The 628-nt window shown below is 66.6% G+C and carries 1 protein-coding gene; it reads left to right on the plus strand.

Annotation, left to right across the window (positions count from 1 at the left end; genetic code table 11):
- Positions 1 to 628, plus strand: a 628-nt coding sequence (locus AC1D0P_RS26930; protein WP_477679531.1) for a sugar ABC transporter ATP-binding protein, incomplete at both ends; no start/stop codon positions are given.

Consider the following 628-nt stretch of genomic DNA (forward strand, 5'->3'; position numbering starts at 1 on the left):
GAGTTTGGTGCCACCGGCAAGGGCGGGCTTTTCACGCGCAATGGGCTGATCAAGCGCTGGCAACCGCATCTCGAAGGCCTCGACGTGCATGTCGAGCTGTCGAAGCGCATTCGCGTCCTGCCGATCGAAACCCAGCAAGGCATCGAGATCGCCCGGGCGCTGSTCACCGAWSCCAAGGTGCTGATCCTCGACGAGCCCACCGCAGTGCTTTCGCCCTCGGGCATAGAAATGCTGTTTGCCCGTGTCCGCCGGCTGAAGCAGCGCGGCGTGACCGTCATCCTCATCCTGCACAAGATTCGTGAAGTGCTCGGCATTGCCGACACAGTGACGGTGCTGCGCGGTGGCAGGCTGGTTGACGGTCCGCTCGCCTGCGCCGACATCACCGCCGAACGCCTGGCAAATCTGATCGTTGGCGACGCCGCACGCAGCCTGGCCGCGGAGGACCGGCAGGCGCTGACCGGCGCGGCGGCTGTAACGCACGAGACGCCCAAGGCACACAGCTCGACGGCCTCGGCTCCGGTGCTGGCCCTGTCGGGCGTTTCGACCAGGCCCGACAGCGAAGGCACCAGCCTCGACGGCATCGACCTGACGCTTCGGCCCGGTGAAATCCTCGGCATTGCCGGGGTCG

Source organism: Polaromonas sp. P1_G2 (assembly GCF_056405515.1).